The 17,988-nt window shown below is 40.3% G+C and carries 15 protein-coding genes; 12 read left to right on the top strand and 3 right to left on the bottom strand.

What is annotated here, in order from left to right; translation table 11 throughout:
- Positions 1–187: 187 nt before the first annotated feature.
- From tauA to EXE30_RS02500, 7 genes are all read left to right on the top strand, one after another.
- Complete coding sequence (gene tauA, locus EXE30_RS02470; protein ID WP_171457314.1) at positions 188–1,228, top strand: taurine ABC transporter substrate-binding protein; 1,041 nt, start codon at positions 188–190, stop codon at positions 1,226–1,228.
- 9 nt (positions 1,229–1,237) lie between these two features.
- Entirely contained in the window at positions 1,238–2,029 is a 792-nt protein-coding gene (locus EXE30_RS02475; protein WP_130161050.1) for a taurine ABC transporter ATP-binding protein, read from the top strand.
- Positions 2,026–2,907 (top strand): taurine ABC transporter permease TauC, encoded by an 882-nt coding sequence (gene tauC, locus EXE30_RS02480; RefSeq protein WP_130161051.1) that lies wholly within the window; start codon positions 2,026–2,028, stop codon positions 2,905–2,907. The genes EXE30_RS02475 and tauC overlap by 4 nt, the downstream gene beginning before the upstream one ends.
- Positions 2,908–2,921: 14 nt before the next feature.
- Positions 2,922–3,767 (top strand): taurine dioxygenase, encoded by an 846-nt coding sequence (gene tauD, locus EXE30_RS02485; protein WP_130161052.1) that lies wholly within the window; start codon positions 2,922–2,924, stop codon positions 3,765–3,767.
- Positions 3,768–4,004: 237 nt separating this feature from the next.
- Positions 4,005–5,753, top strand: coding sequence for a neutral/alkaline non-lysosomal ceramidase N-terminal domain-containing protein (locus tag EXE30_RS02490; RefSeq protein ID WP_130161053.1), 1,749 nt, complete (start codon positions 4,005–4,007; stop codon positions 5,751–5,753).
- On the top strand, positions 5,750–7,036 hold the full coding sequence (locus EXE30_RS02495; RefSeq protein ID WP_130161054.1) for a D-arabinono-1,4-lactone oxidase: 1,287 nt from the start codon (positions 5,750–5,752) through the stop codon (positions 7,034–7,036). The genes EXE30_RS02490 and EXE30_RS02495 overlap by 4 nt, the downstream gene beginning before the upstream one ends.
- A gap of 279 nt (positions 7,037–7,315) precedes the next feature.
- Complete coding sequence (locus EXE30_RS02500) at positions 7,316–8,479, top strand: alanine racemase (RefSeq protein ID WP_130161055.1); 1,164 nt, start codon at positions 7,316–7,318, stop codon at positions 8,477–8,479.
- A 61-nt stretch (positions 8,480–8,540) separates the two neighbouring features.
- On the opposite strand, the gene EXE30_RS02505 is transcribed toward EXE30_RS02500, so the two are convergent.
- On the bottom strand, positions 8,541–8,981 hold the full coding sequence (locus EXE30_RS02505; protein ID WP_130161056.1) for a universal stress protein: 441 nt from the start codon (positions 8,979–8,981) through the stop codon (positions 8,541–8,543).
- Positions 8,982–9,087: 106 nt separating this feature from the next.
- Between EXE30_RS02505 and EXE30_RS02510 the strand changes: the two genes are divergently transcribed.
- From EXE30_RS02510 to EXE30_RS02525, 4 genes are all read left to right on the top strand, one after another.
- Positions 9,088–9,378: a hypothetical protein gene (locus EXE30_RS02510; protein WP_130161057.1), complete on the top strand. Its 291-nt coding sequence runs from the start codon at positions 9,088–9,090 to the stop codon at positions 9,376–9,378.
- Positions 9,379–9,485: 107 nt separating this feature from the next.
- The gene (locus EXE30_RS02515) at positions 9,486–9,977 is read left to right on the top strand and encodes a DUF2505 domain-containing protein (RefSeq protein WP_130161058.1); all 492 of its coding nucleotides are present in this window, start codon (positions 9,486–9,488) and stop codon (positions 9,975–9,977) included.
- A gap of 136 nt (positions 9,978–10,113) precedes the next feature.
- Complete coding sequence (gene def / locus EXE30_RS02520) at positions 10,114–10,599, top strand: peptide deformylase (RefSeq protein ID WP_130161059.1); 486 nt, start codon at positions 10,114–10,116, stop codon at positions 10,597–10,599.
- 143 nt (positions 10,600–10,742) lie between these two features.
- Entirely contained in the window at positions 10,743–11,111 is a 369-nt protein-coding gene (locus EXE30_RS02525; protein WP_130161060.1) for a hypothetical protein, read from the top strand.
- 101 nt (positions 11,112–11,212) lie between these two features.
- Here the strand turns inward: EXE30_RS02525 and EXE30_RS02530 are convergent, their stop codons facing one another.
- Both EXE30_RS02530 and metH read right to left on the bottom strand, forming a co-directional pair.
- Positions 11,213–11,785 carry a hypothetical protein gene (locus EXE30_RS02530; protein ID WP_130161061.1) on the bottom strand — a complete coding sequence of 191 codons (573 nt, stop codon included), beginning with the start codon at positions 11,783–11,785 and terminating at the stop codon, positions 11,213–11,215.
- 248 nt (positions 11,786–12,033) lie between these two features.
- Positions 12,034–15,720 (bottom strand): methionine synthase, encoded by a 3,687-nt coding sequence (metH, locus tag EXE30_RS02535; protein ID WP_130161062.1) that lies wholly within the window; start codon positions 15,718–15,720, stop codon positions 12,034–12,036.
- Between the two features lie 437 nt (positions 15,721–16,157).
- Here metH and EXE30_RS02545 point away from each other — a divergent pair, with 437 nt between their 5' ends.
- Positions 16,158–17,786 (top strand): inorganic phosphate transporter, encoded by a 1,629-nt coding sequence (locus EXE30_RS02545; protein WP_121928511.1) that lies wholly within the window; start codon positions 16,158–16,160, stop codon positions 17,784–17,786.
- Positions 17,787–17,988: the final 202 nt, after the last annotated feature.

Consider the following 17,988-nt stretch of genomic DNA (forward strand, 5'->3'; position numbering starts at 1 on the left):
GCACGGTTTTGATAGACCCTTTGCATCATTGCTTAGCCTCTTTGTATTTCTTCCATCAAGAGAAACAAAAGGGGCTTAGGGGAAATCTATAAGAAGAATGAATGTTTTATATACCTCAAAAGAATAAACAACGCATTTTTTCTTATTTTTAATCATAAAACATGACGCATACCATAAGTCCTTATTATTGAAAGATCATCTCATTATGGGCCTCAAAAACCGCAAGCCACTTATTGTTACAACAATCGTCCTTGTGGCGATAGTTGTTTTTATTATTTATCAAAATCAAAAAGATGCTACATCAGTACAATCAAAAAATAACAAATCGGTGGTGATTGCTTATCAGACGGGTATTGATCCAACCAAAGTAGCACAGGCCAATGGTGATTATGAGCGTGATAGTCAGCAATCCATTCAATGGCGTAAATTTGATGCGGGCTCAGATGTAGTCAATGCACTAGCATCAGGTGATGTGGTGATCGGCAATATTGGTTCAAGTCCATTCGCTGCCGCTGCCAGTCGTGATTTACCCATCGAAGTATTTTTAGTGACTTCAAAATTAGGTGGTTCTGAGGCTTTGGTGGTGAGTCATAAATCTGGAATTAAAACACCACAAGATTTGGTCGGTAAAACCATTGCTGTGCCATTCGTTTCGACTACACATTACAGCCTATTGTCTGCCTTAGAGCATTGGGATATTGCGGATAACCAAGTCAAGATTATTAATTTACGTCCACCTGAAATTACTGCGGCTTGGGAACGTGGTGATATCGATGCAGCTTATGTTTGGGAACCTGCATTAAGCAAAATCAAAGCTAGCGGGCAGGTGCTTACGGATTCGAAACAAGTCGGCGAGTGGGGTGCACCAACCTATGATCTTTGGGTAGTGCGCAAAGATTTTGCTGATAAAAATCCTGAATTCCTCAAAGCCTTCGTAAAAACCAGCTTGAAGCAGATCGAAGCCTATAACCAAGATCCCAAAGCCTTTGAACAAAATACGGACAATATTCAGAAAATTGCGCAACTGACGGGGTCGGATAGCAAAGATATTCCATTGCTCCTATCTGGAAATATATATCTGGCTGGTAAGCAACAACAAGCGACGTTAGCGGGTGAGTTCGCCAAGAATATTTTTGATACAGCAACTTTTTTAAAAAGTCAGGGCAAAGTGGATCAAGTCAAACCTGACTATAAAGCCACTGTCACGACTCAGTTCTTACAGCCATAGGAGATCGAAATGAGCGTATTAGCTGCCGAGCATCTTCATTTAACTTTTCCAAAGCAGACGATGCCTGTACTTCACGACATTCATCTCAAGATTGAAGAAGGGACTTTGACTGTTATTTTGGGTGAGTCCGGCTGTGGTAAAACAACATTGTTGAATATTTTGGCAGGTTTTCAAAAGCCAAGTTCGGGGCAGATTAAACTGGATGATGAAGTGCTTACTGCACCTGATGCACGCCGCGCTGTGGTGTTTCAGGATCACGCTTTGCTGCCTTGGTTAAATGTCTCTGAAAATATTGGTTTTGCTTTGCAGCTCAAAGGCTTAAAAGCACATGAAATTCAACAGCAAGTTGATACGATCCTGAAAGTTGTTGGTTTGAGCCATGTTGCCAAAGCTAATATTTGGGAACTGTCAGGGGGCATGAAGCAACGTGTTGGTATTGCACGTGCTTTGATTAGCCATGCAGCTTTTATCTTGTTGGATGAACCTTTTGCAGCATTAGATGCATTTACTCGTGAAACCATGCAGCAGTTGGTTTTGGATTTATGGATTGAACAAAATAAATCCTTCTTTCTGATCACACATGATATTGAAGAAGCCTTGTTACTGAGCAATCAACTGGTGTTGATGACAGCTCGTCCCGGCAAGATCGTGGAAACTTTAAAATTAGATTTTGCTGATCGCTATAAACGGGGCGAATCCATTCGTGCGATTAAATCTGATTCAAAATTTATTCAATTACGTGAGCAATTGTTTGAACGGTTACGTGTACAGAAACAAGCAGTAAATGAGGTGACTGTATGACGGGTCAAGCAAAAAATATCGTCTATGAAGTTACGAAGACGGCTGAGCTGCATCCATCCGAGCCAAAGCAATCAAGTTTCGTTCTGAATGCATTAGGAGGGTTTGTAGCTCGCCGCCGTAATTTGATTCTTAGTTTGTCGAGTGTTTTGAGTGTATTAGCGATTTGGTATCTGATCACTGCATTAAACATTGTCCCAAGCCTATTTTTACCGAGTCCGCAAGCGGTATGGCAGAAGTTCCTTGAAGTCAGTCAACAAGGCTTTATGCAAGCAACATTGTGGCAGCATTTGGCGGCAAGTATTTCACGGGTCTTGCTGGCTTTAGTCGCGGCGATTGCCATTGGTGTGCCTGTCGGTTTGTGGATGGGATTGAACAAATGGGTGCGTGCGCTGCTTGATCCGTTGGTTGAGTTATTGCGTCCGATTCCACCTTTGGCCTATTTACCTTTATTGGTGATCTGGTTCGGCATTGGTGAAACCACCAAAGTGCTTTTGATTTTCTTTTCGATCCTTGCACCCGTGATTATCAGCAGTACCCATGGCGTGTTGAGCCATCAACTTAATCGTGAGCGTGCTGCTTTATCTTTAGGCGCGAGCCAGTCACAAGTGTTTTGGCATGTGATTTTACCAACGGCTTTACCGCATATTTTGACAGGAATCCGTATTGGTCTAGGTGTGGGCTGGTCAACCTTAGTAGCATCGGAGTTGGTGGCAGCAGATCGTGGTATTGGTTTTATGGTGCAGTCAGCGGCGCAATTCCTGATCACCGATACTGTGGTACTCGGCATCATTGTGATTGCCATTGTCGCCGTCAGTTTTGAATTGTTTTTGCGTTGGTTACAACAGCAACTCTCGCCTTGGTATGGTCAACAGTTATAAGTGTGGATGTAAAAATGACGTTAAATATTGAAATCATTAAACCAAGCATTGGTGCAATTATTCACGATGTAGATCTAAATATGGTTGATGCAAAGACGACCCAACACATTCAACAGGCGTTGCTTGATCATCATGTGATTTTCTTCCGTCATCAGCAGTTAGCACCGCAAGCCCAAGCTGATTTGGCACGTGGTTTTGGTTCTTTGCATATTCATCCGATTTTTCCAACGGTGGAAAATGTACCTGAAATCATTGTATTGGATAGCTGGAAACAAGACTTACGTGACAATGAGTTATGGCATACTGATGTCACGTTTAGCCAAAATCCGCCATTAGGTTGCGTCTTACAAGCCATCAAGATTCCACCTGTGGGTGGCGATACACTGTGGTCAAGTGGAGTCGCTGCATTTGCTGCACTGGATCAAGACTTACAGCAAAAGTTGCAAGGCTTAACGGCTACCCATGATATTCGTCAGTCTTTCCCGATTGAACGTTTTGCACACAATGAGGTTGAGCGTCAAAAACTGGAACAAACCTTTAAACGTAATCCTCCTGTCATTCATCCAGTGGTGAGAACCCATCCTGTCACAGGTCAGCCGATTTTATTCGTGAGTGAAGGTTTTACCACGCGTATTAATGAATTAGATAAAGCCGAAAGTGCTGAGTTGTTACAGTATCTATTTGCGCATGCGACCAGTGAGCAGTTCCATTTACGTTGGCAGTGGCAGGCGGGTGACGTGGCAATTTGGGATAATCGTTGCACGCAGCATAAGGCTTTATTTGATTATGGTGATGCGCATCGGATTATGCATCGCGCCACCATTAATGGTGATGTTCCGTTTTATCAAGCTGCAAGTTAAATTTCTATTTTTCGGTTATTTAAAGCAAGCTTGGGATGCTAGTGAGCCCTAAGCTTGTTTGTGCTTGAATGATAATCTGTTGAACATTTGACAAAAAATACATTTTTTTAGACCAAAATCCCTTTTTATAAAAAAATAAATTCCCTTAACGCTTTTGGCTATCGCATAATTTTGTTTAACTTTAAACATGCTTTATAACAGATAGTTAGAAAAAGAATTTAATAAGGGAATGTACCAATGTATCAGGTTGGTTGGGATAAGCAGGAAATTCAAATAAAACCCAAAGGCTACGCCATGTTCGGTTATGGCCAATGGTCACATCGTGCTTATGAAAAGCGAACGGCTTTATATGTGCGTAGTTTTAGCATCGTCGATCAGCAGCAAAATCGGCTTATTTTTTGCTGTGTCGATTTAGGCTGTATTACCCATGCCATGCGTAATCAAACGGTGACGAGACTTCAGCAAAGCTTTGGTTCAGCGTTTAATGAAAATCAATTGGTCTTGACCGCAACCCATACCCATTCAGGGCCGGGTGGCTGTGCACATGAAGCCTTGTATAACATGCCAACACCGGGTTTTGTGCCCGAACATTTAAGCGCGATTGTCGATGCGATTATTCTGAGTATTCTGACCGCCATAGAGCAAGAACAAGAGACTGAGATTTTCCTCACCACACAGAATTTTGCAGAAAACATACCTGTGGCATGGAATCGTTCAATCAAGGCTTATAACCGTAATCCTGATGTCATCCATTATTCAGAAACTGAAACACATTTGGCGATGAATCGTGAAATGCAACTGATCGGTTTTTATCGAGCGCAAAAATTACAATCCTTTATTTCTTTGTTTGGGGTGCATGCAACTTGTCTTGGAAATAATTTAAAAGCACATGATGGCGATAATAAGGGCTATGCCGCTGCATTTTCAGAGCAGGCTTTGATTGATCAAGGGATTCAAAATCCTGTCACGATTTTTGCGCAAGCAACCGCAGGCGATGTGTCTCCACATTTTCATGGCAAAAACCAACTCAAGATTCGCAACAAAATTAAAGGCGAACAAGAGTACCAATATGCACAGCAAAATGGACGTTATCAAAGTGAATTGGCTTTAATGGCATTTCAGCATCCTTTGCAACAGATTAAGGGAGAAATTGATGCAGTATTGTCTTATGTGGATTTAAGCAATATTGAGATTCCTCCTGAGTTTGCTGCTGGGCACGTCGGTGCCAAAACCAGTCAACCATGTCATGGCGTTGCTTTTTTTGCAGGAACGCCTGTCGATGGACTCGGTGCGCCAAAGCCTTTAATCAAAGCGATGCAGTTTTTAGCCAATCAATATCGTAAACAAAAAACCAAGCATCCTTTAGCGTCTGATTTTACTGCCTATCAACAACTATATGCCTCACAAGGACCAAAGCTGATTTTTCTAGAAGCAGGCGCAAAAAAGATTTTAGGGCAGCCGATTGGCTTTCCGCCGAGTATGCTTGATCCCTTGATTGCAGAAATGAATAGACAAATCAAAGTAGGGGCAATACAGCAAAGTCCTTTAGTGCCGAGTGTTGTGCCATTACAAATCATTCGATTAGGTCAGTTAGCACTTGTGTGCTGTCCGGGTGAGTTTACGACGATTGCAGGACAGCGCGTTATTCATACTGTAAAACAAGTTTTGGCTGATCAGTCTGATATAGATCGAGTTTGGTTAAGTTCTTATTGCAATGATTATATGGGGTATGTCACCACTTATGAAGAATACCAAGAACAAGCTTATGAAGGTGGGCATACCTTATTTGGGCAATGGACACTTGCCGCTTGTCAAAGCAAATTCAAACATTTAGCAGAACAATTATTACAGGGGAAACATAAACGTAACGATGATCAAGGTTATGATCAAACGACGCGGCCAAAGCCGATTCCAGAACAAGAACTCGTAAAGCGAACCAATCACGGTAACTTAAAAACTGCCGTAGGCCAAGGAGAGGCAGTATGAATGAATTTAGTCAGGCAACTTGGTCGAATTGGTCAGGTTTTCAAAAGGCCTATCCTACGCAGATCTTACAACCAACCAATATTTTAGAGTTACAGCGAATTGTGCAAGACTATCCCAAAATACGGGTAGTTGGTGCAGGGCATTCATTTACGCCGTTGGTCTGTACAGATGCTTTGTTATTGTCTTTAGATCGTATAGCGGGTGTGGAGTCTTCAGATATTGACCGCTGTCAAAGTACCATCTATGCAGGAACGCGATTATACAATTTAGATCAACACTTACACCCGATCAATCAAGCCTTGATGAATCAGGGCGATATCGATCAGCAAAGTCTGGCAGGTGCAGTTTCAACAGGTACACATGGAACAGGCGCAGATTTGCATTGTATTTCAGCGTATGTCGAAGCCTTTGAGTTGCTGACGGCTTCAGGGGAAATCCTAAAATGTAGTCGAAGCGAACATCCTGAAATTTTTGCCGCAGGACGTGTTTCCTTAGGCAGTTTAGGGGTTTTGACCAAGATCACCATGCAAAATCGTCCACGCTATAAGCTGAAAGAGCATATCGAACTTTGCCGCCTCGAAGATATGATGCATCATATTCAGCAATGGAAGCATCAGCATCGGCACATTGAGTGTTTTGTATTTTCCTATGAAAAACAGGTGATGTTAAAAACCTTAGATGAAACTGATGAGAAGATATTGCCACGTAAAGAAAACTTCCCATCGGATGATACTTTGCTGACCATGTGCTCTGAGCTCACCCGATTTTTCCCACCAATCAATCCCTATTTGCAGAAGCTTTTAGGGGTACTGGTTAAACCAACAACTTACGTGGATTGGTCGAGTAGGATATTTCCAACGCCGCGAAATACCAAATTCAATGAAATGGAATATCAGATTCCTGTTGAGCAAGGCATCGAATGTCTAGATGAGGTTTTACATACCTTAAGAAATTATAAAGTCTCAACTTTTTTCCCACTCGAATTTCGCTTTGTCAAAGGTGATGATATTTGGTTGAGTCCTTTTTATCAGCAAGACTCGATTTCGATCTCGGTTCATCAATATCACAAACAAGATCCGCGTTTGATTTTTGATGTGGTTGAACCGATTTTGCAGAAATATAAGGGTCGTCCACATTGGGGGAAAATGCATAATATAACCACCACGCAGCTTCGTGCTTTATATCCAAAGTGGGATGATTTTATGGCCGTACGTCAGCGACTTGATCCGCAAGCCAAGTTTTTAAACCCATATTTGGAAAAGTTGTTTTTGGGTCCGTTTTGATATCAAACTTTTCTCCTTGTTTTGATACTCGAAATCGTCATCTGCAACTGTTTGAGGCAGGACTAAATCAATTACATAAAGTTTCTGCGATTGTTCTGATATTAGGTGGTAGCCATCGAGTTTTGTAGATCTTACGCTGCTTCAAACGCAGCTCAGGTTTTGCCTACTTTTCCCGAAAGAAAAGTAGGTCGAGCCGAAGGCTTATCCTGAAATAGGATGAGAATAAGATAAGACTCCGTGGGGTCGGCATATCTCTAATTATTAGATAAAGGATAAAAAATGTTGGATCATTATTTTAAACAACTCAATTTCGATCTAAAAAAACAGGGGGTTGTGACACCACAACTCATCGTGGATGCGGCTGCTTTAAAACAAAATATCCAACATGTACAAGTGCGTTTGTCACATGCTCAACACTTGAAAGCACGTTTGGTGGTGAAATCGCTTGCCTGTCTAGATTTATTAAAAATGTTGTCTGAACAGATCAATACGCAACGGTTTATGGTGTTTCATCAACCACATATTATTTCAATCTTAGAGAACTTTGCAGAAGCTGATATTTTATTAGGCAAGCCCATGCCAGCTCAAGCTGCACGTTGTTTTTATGAAAAGCATTCCGAATGGTCAGATGCAAAGGTTCAGTGGCTAATTGATACCAAACAACGCCTACAGCAGTATTTGGAAATTGCTCAGGTATATTCAATTTGCTTAAACGTGAATATTGAAATTGATGTTGGCTTACATCGTGGTGGAGTGCAGTCCACCCAGCAACTGGCTGAAATATTGAAACTGATTCAGCAATATCCACAGCATTTAAAGCTATCAGGTTTAATGGGCTACGACGCACATGTCACCAAAATACCTGCACTGATTAAAAAACCAGAGCAGGCTTATTTGGAATCACAACAGACTTATGCCAATTATCAAAATCTCATTCAAAAACAGTTCCCAACGCTATGGAATGATGGACTTTGTTTTAATGGTGGTGGTAGTCCAACTTTTAGTTTTCATACTACTGAAAGTGATTGCAACGACTTATCTTTCGGCTCTATGTTATTAAAACCAAGCGATTTTGACAGTGATTTTTTAAAAGCTTTGCAACCTGCGTTATGGATTGCTGCGCCAATATTAAAAGTGTTGCCTTTTACTCAGCTTCCTTCTATGTCTTTACTCGATAAACTGCCACATAAATCGAAAGCATTATTTATATATGGAGGGTATTGGCTAGCAAATTATGTCTATCCAAAACAATCACATCCACATGCTTTGTATGGACGTAGTAGTAACCAAGAGCTGGTTAATGTCCCGAAAGATTGTGATATTCAAGTAGATGATTTTGTGTTTTTAAGACCCACACAAAGCGAGGCAATTATTCCTCAGTTTTCTGAATTAAAGGTATATAAGCAGCATGCTTTTGAAAGCTGGGAGACTTTTCGAGAATAGATTTAATCCAATAAAAAAACCTTGTGATTTAGCACAAGGTTTTTGATTTAAAAATATGACGTTATTGTTTTATGATCAGAACCGGAATATGTGATTCTGTTAGAACAGTACGAGCCACACTACCGAGCAATAAACGTTTTACCCCAGTACGACCATGCGAACCCATAATAATCAAATCTGCCCCAATTTCATCGGCAACAAAAAGAATGCCTTCACTGGCTGAGCCATGATAAATTTTAGTGGCGACAGTGATATCATTTTGACTAAATGATTGGGCAATGTCTTGTAATTGTGTTTTTGCATGTGCTTCAGCTTGCATGAAATGTTCAGTGATTGCAGGAGCAACTTGATAAAAGTCCACGCCCACATAAGGATCAACTGCAACCACACTCAGCACTGTAACTTTTGCACCCGATAATTTCGCCAAAGACAGTGCATGTTCAACCGCCGCATAAGATATTGGCGAGTCGTCCACTGGGACTAAAATATTTTGATAAGACATGGTTACTCCTTATAATTTATCGTTGTGATCATTCGGGTTTGTTGAAGACCGTAATATGTTGATAACATACTTGAGCCGCTTCTAGCAAATAAAAATAGGAACCTTTGTGTTAATCAGCTTTGATGCTTTTAAACAGCAAAAATTCGACCAGATGGCAACTAAAATAATGGCTGATCCTGAAACATATTTATGTTTTGATTCGGTTTCAGATTTTTATAAAGCGACGTGGTTAGATGAATTTCCTCAAGGTACGACATGGTCAGCAACAGGCTTAGACGATGGTGCTGAACAGTTCCATGCTGTGATTGAATATGGTCATCATTATTTATCGATCAGTCGTACGACATCAATTGCTGTAAAATTAGCCACTCGAGAAAATCTCAATAAAAATAACTAATCGGAGCAGTCACCAATTTTTGCTGCTTCAGACTTTGCGATTCAAATGAGAATGATATACTTCGGTCCGTGATGAAATCCTAAATAAAACGAAATGGAAATTTAAAAATGGCACATCAATTTACGGTAAATGAAACAATCCATGGTGTTTCAATTGAAGACTTTTCAAGATTAGTCGCGGATACGGCATTGCATGAAGCAGTGTGTAAACGTATTCCTGGGGAAAACTTAGAAATTATTGAATCGGCTATAAACGGTGATACTTATACGCTGCGCCGTGAATATAATCTTGATGTTAATATTCCAGATGTTGCGAAAAAATTATTAAAAAATGCATTCCGCTTAAAACGTTCTGATATTACCCATTTGAAAAATTTAACCTCAACAGTTGAGTTGGGTGCAAATTTACCTTTAGAAGCAAAAGGTGAGCGCAGTGTTACTGGTGACAGTGAGAAAGTAAATATCTCTTTGACTTGGACTGTAAAAGTGAAAGTGCCTTTGATTGGCGGTATGCTAGAGAGACATGCTGAAGGTGAAATTCGTAAATTTAGCCAACTTGAAATTGAAATTGTTGCTGATGAATTAAAGAAAAATCTTTAATTCAACTTAGATTAGAAAAAACGCTTCGTATCATCAATACGGAGCGTTTTTTTATTTTAGCGCGAAAATGATAGAAGCCACATGAAATATCCAATACTATGTTATTTACTATTTGATCAAGAATAAGGTCATTGTTATGAGTGTGGTTTTAGCTGTAGCACAGCGCGGTGAGGATATTTTAACCCTTAAAGCTGCAACCGTTGGGGATGGTGAGTTTAATAGTGAATGGTTGATGCAACTTGCTTCAGCGATGCATGCGACCATGCTTGAGCGTAATGGTGTTGGGATTGCTGCACCGCAGGTTTATATTTCAAAACGAATTATTATTGTCGCTTCTCGTCCAAATATACGCTATCCAGATGCGCCTGAAATGGATGCGGTGGTAATGGTGAATCCTGAGATTCTAGCCTTTTCTCAAGCGACTTGTTTAGGTGAAGAGGGTTGTTTGAGTGTTCCTGATCAGCGCGGGGTAGTGGAGCGAGCACAAGCGATTAAAGTACGTTATTACACTTTGCAAGGTGAGGTGGTTGAAACCACTTATGAGGGTTTTCCTGCGCGGATCGTTCAACATGAGGTTGATCATTTGGATGGTGTGTTGTTTGTAGAGCGAATGTCTGCTTAAAAGTGGAGATTAAAGGAGCCTTATTATAAAAACTTAAAACAGCCATCCCTGATAAATATACTAAACTCAATCAATAGAATTGATTAGACCAGATGTCGAATATATTTTCGTATTTTCTTACATCATACGTTAGGAGCGTTTCAATGAAAAAAATTTACCTCATATTACTTTTAATTGTGTATATATTGCTGAATCCTTTGGCTGCTTTTGCTGAGTCTATTGAATCAAATGAGGTGATGGATATTTTTATTGGGACGTTGGATGTTAAAAACAAGAAAGTGATTTTAACGCGTTGTGATATTAGTAGAAATATATATGAACTAAAAGATGCTGAATGGAGTGATGAAAAAGCAGTATCAAACTTTTTATCTAAGGAAAAGGATATGGTAAAACCTGTATATGCTGAGGTTGTTGGAGCTTATAGAGGTGATGGAAATAAGAATATGCTCTTAGTTGATTCTATAAGTGATATTACAGAAAGAAAAAGTTGTCATTTAAAAGACTTATTCTAGATTTTAATATAAATATAATTTCATGTATGGTATTAAGGATCGTAATTTTAGGTTTTCGATAAAGTTTAATTGCTATCTAGCATACAAAAATGTCAGTAGATCTAATTAATGATAAGCTTACTTAGAAGTATTTTATAAATACGCCCAAAAATTATTAAAAAAAATGCCCCACAAGTGAAAAGTAAAAAAACAGCAATAGATAATTTTGAGGTTTCACTTTTTACTTTATAAAAGTCAATGAGTTGTTGGTTTTTCAAAGTGTACAGAGTTTTCTCTTTCGTTAAAGAATTAATCCAACTGATTTTTTTGATAAAAAATTTGTCTCCCACTCTTACAATATCTAATTCTTGTATTATATAGTTCTGTTCTTCTACTTGTTGCTTATTACAAATGGTTTCAGAGTAGCTTGAACAGCCAATGAGAAAAAAACGGTTTTTATTTTGAGTGATGAATATGGTGTCAGCTTTATTGAACCTTTTAATACTAAACTCATAAATCATAGACTCATTAGTTTTAAGATGTAGGTGTGGAATTACCCTAACTATTTTCTGAGGGTTTAATAGCTTATAGATACCTAGCGTGATTATAAAAACTATGATTGTAGTTAATATTAAAGCTATAATTTGTGCTAGATTGCTTTTTTGATGATTATTTAGTTTAATGCCAATTTTCATTTCAATTTTGATTATTTAACAAGATGTGCACGAATATAAATTATACATTATTATTAATTTTTTTTGGAAATTTAGTCTACCTCAATATATAAAGTAAATCTTTTTGAAGTTTTATAAACCCCTCCCAAACTCCCTTTAAAAAAGGGAGGAGCAGTCATGTAATTTTATTAAATCACATGACATACCCTTCTTTTTTTTAAAGGAGGTGAGAAGCACTGCTTCGCAAGGGAGATTATAAGAACTCTAGATTAACCAATCGAATCATCTAAATTCGGTGCTAACCAACGCTTCGCTTCATCCAGTGTCCAACCTTTACGCTTCGCATAATCCTCAAGCTGATCTTGAGAGATCTTGCCGACGTTAAAGTATTCACTTTCAGGATGCGAATAGTAGAAACCACTGACAGAAGAAGGTGGCATCATGGCAAAGTGTTCAGTCAGTTTCGTACCGATTTTTTCTTCCGAACCTAACCAATCAAATAGCACTGCTTTTTCAGAATGCTCAGGGCACGCAGGATAACCCGGTGCGGGACGTATACCGACATACTTTTCTTTGATCAGTTCATCATTGTCCAAAGTCTCATCGGCTTTATAGCCCCAAAACTCTTTACGGACACGCTGATGTAAATGCTCTGCAAATGCTTCTGCAAAACGATCTGCCAAAGACTGAATTAAAATCGCAGAATAGTCATCACCTTTGGCTTTATATTCATTTGCCAATTCTTCCGCACCGAAGATCGACACGGTAAAACCACCTAAATAATCTTCTGGCTGCTCAGATTGTTTAATAAAGTCAGCTAAAGACAGATTTGGTTTACCTGTGACTTTGTCAGATTGTTGGCGTACGTGTTCAAAAGTATGCGTGAGCTGTTGAGCTGTTTCATCAAATACACTGACCGTATCCGCACCAGTACGTTGCGCAGGGTATAAACCAAACACGGCACGTGCATCGAACAGTTTGTTGTCGATCACGTCTTTTAACATCGCTTGTGCTTGGTTATATAGATCTGTTGCTGCTTCACCGACAACTTCATCTTGTAAAATTTTCGGGAATTTGCCTGCCAAACTCCAAGAAATAAAGAATGGTGTCCAGTCAAAATACTCCACCAAGGTTGCAAGTGGATAGTTGGTGAGAACGTGTGTGCCCAATGTGTTTGGAATCGGCGGCACATAGTCTTTATCGACCTTAAAGCCATTTTTAACAGATTCTGGGTAGCTCAGTTTTGCCGCTTTTGGTTGCTTATTGGCTAAGCGTTCACGAATTTTGGCATATTCAGCACGTTGTTCTGCGATAAAACTGCCACGCATTTCAGGTGAAAGTAGGGTAGTTGCAACACCCACCGCACGCGATGCATCGGCAACATAAATCACCGCATCATTTGAATATTGTGGATCAATTTTTACTGCGGTATGTGCTTTAGAGGTAGTCGCACCACCAATCAATAGCGGAATATTAAAGCCTTTGCGTTGCATTTCTTTGGCAACAAAAACCATTTCATCGAGTGACGGGGTAATCAAACCCGACAAACCGATGATGTCACATTTCTCATCAATTGCAGTTTGCAGGATTTTTTCACAAGGAACCATGACACCAAGGTCAACGATGTCGTAACCGTTACAACCGAGCACCACACCCACGATATTTTTACCAATATCATGAACGTCGCCTTTGACGGTTGCCATTAGAACCTTACCTTTAGGTTGGCTATTTGTTTTTGCAGCCTCAATGTAAGGGTTCAACCAAGCTACGGCTTGCTTCATCACACGCGCAGATTTGACCACTTGGGGTAGGAACATTTTGCCCGAACCAAATAGATCACCGACGACGTTCATACCATCCATCAATGCGCCTTCAATTACATCAAGTGGACGTTTTGCTTTTAAACGCGCTTCTTCTGTATCTTCATCAATATAGGTGGTGATGCCTTTAACAAGGGCATATTCAAGACGCTTTTCTACAGATTGATTACGCCACTCTAGGTTTTCCGCTTCACGTTGTGCACCGCCTTGACCGCGGTATTTTTCAGCAACTTCAAGCAACTTTTCTGTGGCAACTTGCCCTGATTCATCTTGATTTTGATTCAGAACAACATCTTCAACTGCTGCTTTGAGCTCAGGGTCAATATCATCATAAATGGCCATTTGCCCAGCATTGACGATCCCCATGGTCATGCCTTGTTTGATGGCATAGTATAGGAACACTGAGTGAATCGCTTCTCGGACAGGCTCATTTCCGCGGAATGAGAATGATACGTTAGAGACCCCACCTGAAATCATCGCATGAGGTAAGTTCTGTTTGATCCAACCCGTTGCTTCGATAAAGTCCACAGCATAGTTGTTGTGTTCTTCAATACCTGTCGCGATTGCAAAGACGTTCGGGTCAAAAATAATATCTTCAGCAGGGTAGCCGACTTCATTGACCAAAATATCATAAGAGCGTTTACAGATTTCGCGTTTACGCGCAGCGGTATCCGCCTGACCAGCTTCGTCAAAGGCCATGACAATAACTGCAGCACCATACTGGCGGCATAATCGAGCTTTCTCGACAAACTCATCATAACCTTCTTTTAAGGAAATCGAGTTGACGACAGGTTTGCCTTGCACACATTTCAAACCCGCTTCGATGATTTCCCATTTTGATGAGTCAATCATGATCGGTACACGAGAAATATCAGGCTCAGATGCCACAAGATTCAGGAAATGCACCATCGCATTTTGCGAATCGAGCATCCCTTCATCCATATTAATATCGATGATTTGTGCACCTGCCACCACTTGTTGCTGAGCAACTTCTAAGGCTTCGGCAAAGTTTTCTTCACGAATTAAACGCAGGAATTTTTTAGAACCTGTGACGTTGGTACGTTCACCGACATTCACAAAGAGTGAGTCATCATAAATGTTAAATGGCTCTAAACCACTTAAACGACAGGCAGGAACGGTTTCAGGTATTTGTCGTGGTTTAATATCTTTTACGGCATTATAAATGGCGCGAATATGATCTGGTGTAGTCCCACAGCATCCGCCTGTGATATTGATCAAACCACTTTCAGCAAATTCTTTGATGAATTCAGCCGTTTGTTCAGGTGTTTCATCATATTCACCAAACGCATTTGGCAAGCCAGCATTGGGATGTGCTGAAACAAAGGTATCTGCAATATCGGCAATAGTTTTGACATGCGGGCGCATTGCGTCTGCACCCAAAGCACAGTTAAAGCCGATAGAAAGTAAGTCGCCGTGACGGACAGAGTTCCAGAACGCTTCGGCAGTTTGACCTGTTAAGGTACGACCAGAAGCATCGGTAATCGTGCCTGAAATCATCAATGGCAGTTCACGCCCGATTTGCTTGAAGACTTCTTTGACCGCAAAGATTGCTGCCTTACAGTTTAAAGTATCAAATACGGTTTCGATCAGAAGAATGTCCGAACCACCTTCAATGAGTGCATGAGCTGCTTCTATATAATTTTCTTTGAGTTCATCGAAAGTAATGTTACGAAATGCAGGATCATTTACATTTGGTGAAATTGAACAAGTGCGTGATGTTGGACCCAATACACCTGCAACAAAGCGTGGTTTATCTGGCGTTGAATATTTATCACATGCAGCTCGCGCCAAACGCGCTGCTTCACGGTTGATCTCAGGAACCAAATCCTCCATGTGATAATCGGACATTGAGACGCGAGTACCATTGAAGCTGTTGGTTTCGATAATATCTGCACCAGCATCCAAATACGCTTCATGAATGCTTTGAATAATTTGTGGTTGTGTTAGAACCAATAAATCGTTATTACCTTTAAGGTCCGATGCCCAGTCTGCAAAACGTTCCCCACGATAATCTTCTTCTTCTAATTTATGGCGTTGAATCATAGTTCCCATCGCACCATCAATGATCAGGATGCGCTGGGCGAGAAGTGATTTTAGGGTGGCAAGTGTGGACATAAGGAACCCCAGTATAAAATGAAGATAAAAAGCAGTGGCATTGTAACAGAAGCCGTATCAATGCGTGTATTTTCAGTACAGCAGAGTGATGATCTGTCAGTTCACATTAAAAATGTCATCGAAGTTTCATTAAATTGAAATAATTAAACGGAATAATGTCTAAAAATAAAACAAGTGCCCTGAAATGTGACAATAAGATGTCAACTTTCGTAGCATTTGTTGCAAAATCAGACAAACAGTTTTGAACTGATTTTTGTTTGATTAAGATGTTGTTTTTGTTAATATTTTAATAATACAAAGGTGGATTTATCGCCAAAAAGTATCGAAAATCAGTGTGAAAATATGAAATTTTGGCTTTATATGGCATTCCTTTGTCATATAATTGTCATAATTTAATTAAACAATACGGGGGATTTCATTATCCTCTGTCCGTCTACATGAATTCTAATCTTCCCCCTGCTTCGGATTCACCACTTGCCAACCCAGCGGCAAAATCAACGAATGTACATGTACCAACACCGAAATTTTTTATGCCGGTGTTTTTGACGATTATTGTTGCAACACTAATTTATATCGGTTTTCAGGTCAGTGCTGACTTAGCGCATGTTCCTGCCTTAAGTTTATATTCTGTCATTTTATTATCAACGGCTCTTTTTATTGCTTTGGCTTTTGAGTTTGTAAATGGTTTCCATGATACTGCCAATGCTGTAGCGACGGTCATTTATACCAATGCGCTTCCTGCACCTGTAGCGGTGATGTGGGCGGGCTTCTGTAACTTCTTAGGGGTTATGGTCGCGAGTGGGGCAGTTGCATACGGTATTATTGCATTGCTTCCTGTTGAAATGATTATGAATGTGGGCAGTGGTGCAGGCTTTGCGATGGTATTTGCATTGCTGATTGCAGCGATTATGTGGAATCTTGGAACATGGTTTCTCGGTATTCCTGCTTCTAGCTCGCACACTTTGATTGGCTCAATTTTGGGCGTGGGGATTATGAACCACTTGCTCAATGCTTCAACTGGTGCGACCAGTGGCATTGACATGGATCAAGTGCTTAAAGTTGGTAAGGCTTTACTGTTCTCGCCAATGATTGGTTTCGCTTTCGCTGCGGTTCTATTCTTGTTGGTTAAGAAGATATTTAAAAACCAAATGGAGTTATTCCAGCCGCCTGTTGGCAATAAGCCACCACCACCGTTAATTCGCGGTATTTTGATTTTTACTTGTACTGGGGTTAGTTTTGCTCACGGTTCAAATGATGGTCAAAAGGGCATGGGCTTAATCATGTTGATCTTGATTGGTTTGGTTCCATTGGCATATTCATTAAATAAAAATTTAGATGAAAAACATCTACAATCATTTGAACAATTGTCTTCTCAAACGGCTTTAGTTCTAAATGTTGATCGACAAGATTTTTCTGATGAAAAAGCGCGTGAAGTGCTGACCACGTATATTCAAACCAAAGAACAAACGCCTGAAGTTGTACCTGCATTGGCAAGTATGACCAATCATTTAGGTGAAAAAGTTGCAGCTTATGGTGATCTCAAAAGCATTCCTGAAGAGGGTGTGGCTGAGTTGCGAAATGACATGTACTTGAGTACGACAGCATTTAAACGTTTAGACAAAGCTGAAGCATTACCAGTGATGACTGACGAACAGAAAAAAGTTGTAAAAGAATATCGTAGCAATATGGATTCATTTTTACAGTACATCCCGACTTGGGTAAAAGTAGCAGTCGCTCTTGCGCTTGGTCTCGGTACGATGGTGGGCTGGAAACGTATTGTTATTACTGTGGGTGAGCGTATTGGTAAGAATCACATGACCTATGGTCAGGGGATGTCTGCTGAGCTTGTTGCGATGAGTACTATTGCTGCGGCTGATGGTTTTGGTATGCCAGTTTCAACGACGCATGTCTTAAACAGTGCGGTTGCGGGTACGATGGTTGCGAATAAGTCAGGCTTGAACTTCGCTACGGTGAGAACGATTTTATCTGCATGGGTATTCACTTTACCAGCAACGATCTGTTTATCTGGCGGCTTGTACTGGTTATTCTTGCAGTTTGTTTCTTGATTTAACGATTCAATCTGAAAATAGATATTAATAGATATTAAAGGCTTTGCTTCGGCAAGGCTTTTTTTATGTCTGTGAATTTCTGAGTGATCATTTGTCGAAGTTGGTTCCATGAAAGATGTCTATGCCTAGCCGTGAAAGGTCTCAGCTGTGATCTGTATCTGATCACTACTTCGTTCTAATGCTTGAGGGCTGTCCACTC

Origin of the sequence: Acinetobacter halotolerans (assembly GCF_004208515.1) — a bacterium.
Taxonomy (GTDB): Bacteria; Pseudomonadota; Gammaproteobacteria; order Pseudomonadales; family Moraxellaceae; genus Acinetobacter; species Acinetobacter halotolerans.

Bases quoted from the DNA above. Each gene is read 5' to 3' on its own strand.
- EXE30_RS02475 (WP_130161050.1), top strand. From the start codon at position 1,238: ATGAGCGTATTAGCTGCCGAGCATCTTCATTTAACTTTTCCAAAGCAG.
- tauC (WP_130161051.1), top strand. From the start codon at position 2,026: ATGACGGGTCAAGCAAAAAATATCGTCTATGAAGTTACGAAGACGGCT.
- tauD (WP_130161052.1), top strand. From the start codon at position 2,922: ATGACGTTAAATATTGAAATCATTAAACCAAGCATTGGTGCAATTATT.
- EXE30_RS02490 (WP_130161053.1), top strand. From the start codon at position 4,005: ATGTATCAGGTTGGTTGGGATAAGCAGGAAATTCAAATAAAACCCAAA.
- EXE30_RS02495 (WP_130161054.1), top strand. From the start codon at position 5,750: ATGAATGAATTTAGTCAGGCAACTTGGTCGAATTGGTCAGGTTTTCAA.
- EXE30_RS02500 (WP_130161055.1), top strand. From the start codon at position 7,316: ATGTTGGATCATTATTTTAAACAACTCAATTTCGATCTAAAAAAACAG.
- EXE30_RS02505 (WP_130161056.1), bottom strand. From the start codon at position 8,981: ATGTCTTATCAAAATATTTTAGTCCCAGTGGACGACTCGCCAATATCT.
- EXE30_RS02515 (WP_130161058.1), top strand. From the start codon at position 9,486: ATGGCACATCAATTTACGGTAAATGAAACAATCCATGGTGTTTCAATT.
- def (WP_130161059.1), top strand. From the start codon at position 10,114: ATGAGTGTGGTTTTAGCTGTAGCACAGCGCGGTGAGGATATTTTAACC.
- EXE30_RS02525 (WP_130161060.1), top strand. From the start codon at position 10,743: ATGAAAAAAATTTACCTCATATTACTTTTAATTGTGTATATATTGCTG.
- EXE30_RS02530 (WP_130161061.1), bottom strand. From the start codon at position 11,785: ATGAAAATTGGCATTAAACTAAATAATCATCAAAAAAGCAATCTAGCA.
- metH (WP_130161062.1), bottom strand. From the start codon at position 15,720: ATGTCCACACTTGCCACCCTAAAATCACTTCTCGCCCAGCGCATCCTG.
- EXE30_RS02545 (WP_121928511.1), top strand. From the start codon at position 16,158: ATGAATTCTAATCTTCCCCCTGCTTCGGATTCACCACTTGCCAACCCA.